Source organism: Actinomycetota bacterium (assembly GCA_035759705.1).
Taxonomy (GTDB): Bacteria; Actinomycetota; CADDZG01; order JAHWKV01; family JAHWKV01; genus JAJCYE01.
Genome location: DASTUJ010000124.1, coordinates 1 through 5,395, shown reverse-complemented (window position 1 = coordinate 5,395; position 5,395 = coordinate 1). Strand labels below are relative to the sequence as shown.

The 5,395-nt window shown below is 64.8% G+C and carries 9 protein-coding genes; 8 read left to right on the top strand and 1 reads right to left on the bottom strand.

Annotation, left to right across the window (positions count from 1 at the left end):
• The coding region (locus VFV09_08570) for an FAD-dependent oxidoreductase (GenBank protein HEU4867766.1) at nt 1-314 on the bottom strand (314 nt) is incomplete at its 3' end.
• 119 nt (nt 315-433) lie between these two features.
• Between VFV09_08570 and VFV09_08565 the strand changes: the two genes are divergently transcribed.
• From VFV09_08565 to VFV09_08530, 8 genes are all read left to right on the top strand, one after another.
• Nucleotides 434-994 (top strand): cupin domain-containing protein, encoded by a 561-nt coding sequence (locus VFV09_08565; protein HEU4867765.1) that lies wholly within the window; start codon nt 434-436, stop codon nt 992-994.
• Entirely contained in the window at nt 994-2,190 is a 1,197-nt protein-coding gene (locus VFV09_08560) for an MSMEG_0565 family glycosyltransferase (GenBank protein HEU4867764.1), read from the top strand. The genes VFV09_08565 and VFV09_08560 overlap by 1 nt, the downstream gene beginning before the upstream one ends.
• Before the next feature lie 58 nt (nt 2,191-2,248).
• Nucleotides 2,249-2,455, top strand: coding sequence for a CbtB-domain containing protein (locus tag VFV09_08555; GenBank protein ID HEU4867763.1), 207 nt, complete (start codon nt 2,249-2,251; stop codon nt 2,453-2,455).
• Nucleotides 2,456-2,461: 6 nt separating this feature from the next.
• Entirely contained in the window at nt 2,462-3,280 is an 819-nt protein-coding gene (locus VFV09_08550) for a CbtA family protein (GenBank protein ID HEU4867762.1), read from the top strand.
• Nucleotide 3,281: 1 nt separating this feature from the next.
• Nucleotides 3,282-3,947, top strand: a complete 666-nt coding sequence (gene nthB, locus VFV09_08545) for a nitrile hydratase subunit beta (GenBank protein HEU4867761.1) — start codon at nt 3,282-3,284, stop codon at nt 3,945-3,947.
• Nucleotides 3,944-4,546, top strand: coding sequence for a nitrile hydratase subunit alpha (gene nthA / locus VFV09_08540; GenBank protein HEU4867760.1), 603 nt, complete (start codon nt 3,944-3,946; stop codon nt 4,544-4,546). Before nthB ends, nthA begins: the two co-directional genes overlap by 4 nt.
• Nucleotides 4,547-4,960: a nitrile hydratase accessory protein gene (locus VFV09_08535; GenBank protein HEU4867759.1), complete on the top strand. Its 414-nt coding sequence runs from the start codon at nt 4,547-4,549 to the stop codon at nt 4,958-4,960.
• A gap of 254 nt (nt 4,961-5,214) precedes the next feature.
• Nucleotides 5,215-5,395, top strand: a 181-nt coding sequence (locus VFV09_08530; protein HEU4867758.1) for a hypothetical protein, incomplete at its 3' end; no start/stop codon positions are given.

Below are 5,395 nucleotides of genomic sequence, written 5' to 3'. Positions count from 1 at the left end.
ACCAGCTTGTCGTAGGAGACGTCCCCCTCGCCTTCGACCGAGACCTTGGCGTTCTCCAGGTCGACCGAGTTGACCCGGGTCTCGTAGTGGATGTCCAGGCCCATCTTCTTGTAGAAGGCTTTGTCCTGGAGGAAGAGGTTTTCGAACTTCGGGATCTCTTTGCCGTGGACGTACGGGATGCCGCAGGGGCTGTATCCGACGTCCTCGAACTCGGTGTAGACGGTGACGGACGCGTCGGGGTCGATGGTATGCGCCGTTCCGGCCGCCCCGATTCCGGCAGCTCCGCCTCCCACAACAACGATCCGTAAGGCCATAATCAGACCTCCAACCAGCTTCAAAGCTGCAAATTAATTTACTATTCTACACAGCGCATCTACTACTTGACGAAGTCTAACCGGGAGATCGTGCCGTGCCAAGCGGGGAGATCGCATAAATGCAAGACGTGATTACGGCCATCGGCCCAAAGATCCGGCAGCTGAGAAAGCAGAAGGACTTCTCGCTCCAGCAGCTCGCTGAGCGGTCCGGAGTCTCGGCTGCAACCATCCACAAAATCGAGCGCAATGGCATGGTTCCCACCGTCACGACGCTCATGAAAATCGCCGGAGCATTGAACCGGTCGGTGTCCTACTTCGTGGAGGAACAGGAGGAGGCCCAGCCGGTTGTTTTCACGCCCGCGGGTGAGCAGCGCCAGGTGTTCACCTCCAAGACCGGCCTCGACCTTAGGGGAATCACCGGTCCGTACGGCCTGTTCTTCATGGCGGGCGCCATCGCCACCGTTGAGCCATTGGCAGTCAGCGGGCCGAAGGCAATGGAGCACCCGGGGGAGGAGCTGGTTCTGATGCTGAGCGGAACTCTCACCTTTGAGATCGACGGCGAGGAGTACGTTCTTGGTCCCGGCGATGCTCTGCACTTCCGGACCGACCGGCTTCACAAGTGGGCCAACCCCACTGACGAGCCCGCCAAGGCCGCCTGGATGGCGCTGCGTTCCAACTGATGAAGGCCCCGCTGATGCAACCCAGGGTGGCAATGGTCACCTTTTCGACCCGCCCGAGGGGCGGGGCGGTTCACACCCTCCACCTGGCGGAATCCCTCGTTGCTCAGGGGCAGCCGGTTCACATCTTCGCCCTCGGGGACCCGGAGCAGGGGTTCTCCCGCCCGACCCCGGTGCCCTTCACCATCTGCCGGGCGCCCGACAACGACGGAACCCTGGAAGACAAGGTGATGCGCAGCGTCCACGTGCTGGCGGAACACCTGCTCGAGGTGGTTCCGGGGCAGTTCGACATCATCCACGCCCAGGACTGCATCGCCGCCCGGGCCGCCTGCGCGGTGCGGGACCGGCACCCCGAGATCGAGGTCGTGCGGACCGTCCACCACATCGACGACTTCTCCACCCAGGCCCTCATCGAGTGCCAGCACCGCTCGATCCTGGACCCGGACCACGTCCTGGTGGTGAGCCGGTACTGGCAGGAAGTCCTGACCGACCAGTACGGGATCGGCTCGACGGTGGTGACCAATGGGGTCGACGCCGCCCGGTTCACCCGGCCGGCCGGCTTCGACGGGCTACCCTTTCGATCCCGGGTCGGGGGCGAGAAAAGGGTGGTACTGCTGACCGTGGGCGGCATAGAGCCCCGCAAGGGGAGCCTGGAGCTTTTTGAGGCGCTGGCCGAGGTGAAGGCCGGCCGGGAGAACCCGCCGCTCCTCGTCGTGATCGGGGGCCACTCGTTCCGTGACCACTCGGCTTACCGGGACGCAGCGCTGGAGCGGGCGGACGAACTGGGGCTGAAGGAGGGGGACGACTACCACCTGCTGGGGACCGTCTCCGACGAGGAGCTTGCGGCCTGGTACCACTCCGCCGATGCGTTCGTCTTCCCCTCGGTCAAGGAGGGGTGGGGGCTGGCGGTGCTGGAGGCGCTGGCCGCCGGGCTGCCGGTTTTGACCACCGACATAGAGGTGTTCCGTGAGTACCTGGCCGGCGACACGGCGGTCCTGGTGCCGCCCGGGGACGCAGGCAGTATCGCTGCCGGGATATCGAAGTTGGTCGACAATCCGGACTTCCGACGGCGCCTCGGCAGGAGCGGTCCCGGCATCGCCGCCCGTTACACCTGGGAGGAGTGCGCGGCCCGCCACATCGAGATCTACTCGGAGGTTATGGGGGCCGCGACAACCGTCGCCAAGGCCGCAAATAACTAGTAGCAAAGTCAATGAGACGTCTAATATAGTGATCGGTATTCCGGTGAGAGGAGGAGTTATGCAGGATTCCGCAGCCCTCGAGTTTCCCCCCATTCCGATCTGGACCTGGTTCGTCATGGCCTTCCTGGCGCTTCTGGTTTTTGCGATCGGATTCGACCAGGGCCAGCTTCTCGAGCCGGTCATCGGGAAAGCCGCAGTCACCGGAAACTATCTGCACGAGCTCTTCCACGACGGCCGCCACTTCATGGCCATGGCCTGCCACTAGCAGCCGGTGAGCTCGCACGGACCGTCGCTGGGCAAAGCGGTCGGACCGGCACGTAAGACCCGGGCTGCCGCATCTGCTCGAGCCAACTCCGCCGGCGCAAGCCTGGGCCGGGGGTTGGGGGCCGGATTGCTCGGCGGTCTGGCATCAGGTCTGTTCTTGCTCGTAGCCGGCGAGCCTTCCATCGACCGGGCGATCCGACTGGAGCATGCTGCGTCTGCCGGTCACGCAAGCGAAGAGGTCTTCACCCGCGGTGAGCAGCACCTCGGCATGGTGCTGGCAAGCGGGCTGTTCGGCTTGGCGGTCGGCGGGGTGCTCGGAATCCTTTTCTACGTCCTCAGCCGCCGGATGGGCGGCACCCCGTGGGAGCGGTCGATGAAGATCGCGCTTGCCGGATTCGGCGCCTACTTTCTCGTGCCTTTCCTTAAGTACCCGGCGAACCCTCCGGGCGTGGGCGATCCGGAGACGGTCGGAATCCGCACCGCCGGCTACCTGTTCCTGGTGCTCGTCTCGGTCGCCGGGTGTTTTCTGGGGATGGCCGTCGCCAGGCGGCTGAAGGCCAGGGGCACGCCGGCGCACTACCGGCACCTGACCGTCGCCGCGGCCTATCTTCTGCTGGTGGGAACTGCGTTCTTCGCGCTGCCGCCTGCCGTGAAACCGGACAGTATTCCCTCCGGCTTGTTGTGGGATTTTCGAATGGCGTCGATCGGGGGGCAGGCGGTCCTGTGGACCTGCACCGGGGTAACCCTCGGACTGCTTTCGATGAGGGCGCATAGAAGGACCGCTGCGGCGGGGGAGAGCCTGCCGGTCACCGAACAGGAGGTGTGACGTGGATACGATCGCTGACATGGGGGGCATGCAGGCCTTTGGCAAGGTCGAGCTGAGTGACCCGTTCGACCCGCCTTTTCACGAGGAGTGGGAGCGCAGGGCTTTCGCCATGGCGCTGCTGTCGATGCGGGTGTCGGGGACCAACCTCGACACCTTCCGGTGGGCGCTGGAACGCCAGCACCCGCTGGACTACCTGGAGGACGGCTACTACGGCCGCTGGCTCAACTGTGCGATCAACATGCTGACCGACAGTGCGATCATCGCCCCCGGGGCGGTAGAGGCCCGGGCCCGAAAGATGCAGGGCGAGGACGTCGAGGAGCCGCCCGCCCCCGAGCCGAACAAGCCCGACTACAAGCCGACGGCTGCGGGTTCCATTCGCCAGATCGAGGATCCTCCGAAGTTCAAGGTCGGCGACCGCGTCCGGGCCAAGCTGGAACACCCGCCCACCCACACCCGGCTTGCCCGCTACGTGCGAGGCCGCTCCGGGACGGTCCGGGCGCTTCACCCGGCCCAGGTGCTGCCGGACACCAACGCCCACTTCAAGGGCGAGAACGCCCAGCACGTCTACAACGTGGTCTTCGACTCCCGGGAGCTCTGGGGTCCGGACGCCGAGGACTTCACCTTGAACTTCGACCTTTACGAGTCGTATCTGGAGGAAACGTCATGACCTTTCAAACCGAAGCATCCCGCCTTCCCATCGAGCTGCGCACGGAGGCCCTCGAGGCGATCCTCGTCGAGCGCAACCTGGTGGACCCGAAGGTCATGGATACCTACATCAAGATGTACGAGCAGGACATCGGCCCGATGAACGGCGCCAAGGTCGTAGCCAAAGCGTGGACCGATCCCGAGTACAAGGCCCGCTTGCTGGAGGACGGCACCGGGTCGATCGCCGAGCTGGGATTCAAAGGGCCGCAGGGCGAGCATATCGTCGTGGTGGAGAACACCCCCGACACCCACAACGTGATCGTCTGCACCCTGTGCTCGTGCTACCCGTGGCCGGTTTTGGGTCTCCCTCCGACCTGGTACAAGGACCCGGCGTACCGGTCGCGCATGGTCCGGGAGCCGCGCACCCTTCTGAGCGAGATGGGGCTGGACCTGGAAGACACCGTGGAGATCAAGGTCTGGGACTCCAGCTCCGAGGTTCGCTACCTGGTGCTTCCCGAGCGGCCGGCGGGGACCGAGGACATGAGCGAGGAGGACCTGGCCGGTCTGGTGACCCGTGACGCGATGGTGGGCGTGGCGAAGGTCGCCGCGCCGGGGGCTTAGATGGCGACCTCCACACTGGCCGCGGTACTCGATGTCGACGGCCCGGCCGCGCCGCCCCGCAGCAACGGCGAACTGGTGTTCGGCGCCCCCTGGGAAAGCCGGGCGTTCGGCCTGGCTCTGGCGCTTCACGCCGGGGGGAAGCTGGAGTGGGAGGACTTTCGAAAGCAGCTGATCCAGACAATCTCCGAGTGGGAGCGCGAGCACGACCCGGGCGAGGAGTGGAGCTACTACCGGTGCTGGCTGACCGCCCTGGAGCGGGTCCTGGACCGGGAGGGGCTGGTGCCCGCCGGGGACCATGTTGAGAGAACAGTTGCCTTCGCCAACCGGCCGCACGGCCACGACCACCGGCACGACGACCACGATCACGATCATCACCACCACGATCACGATCACGAACACGGGCACACGTGTTGAGGGGAGCCGGCCGGTTGTAAAGCCGCCTTCGTTCGCAGGGTGAGCCAACGCAGGAGTCGCCTAAAGCCGATTTGTAGGCCATATTTCCCTCTCTATCATTGCGAAGTCGAATGATTAAGCGCAAAGTTGCAGTTTCAGGAGGGGCATCTTGCTATTGTCCTAAGGCACCCGGCAGGGATTACCTGTTGTTTGGTTCCCAGTCCCGGACCGGTTGCTTGCTTTTTGCGCGTAGTTAATCGACGGAGGTAGGCATCATGAGTGGCGGGAAAGGCTGGAAAAGGCCCAGCCGGAAGCCGGCGCTGTCAGGCGGAGTAGCCAGCCTGCTAACGGCCCGAACCCCCCGGCAGAAACTGGCGCTGGCGGCCGCATTCACGCTGCTGGTCGTGCTGATCATTCCCATCAACGACGCGCTTGCAGGAGTCGGCGGTTCCACCA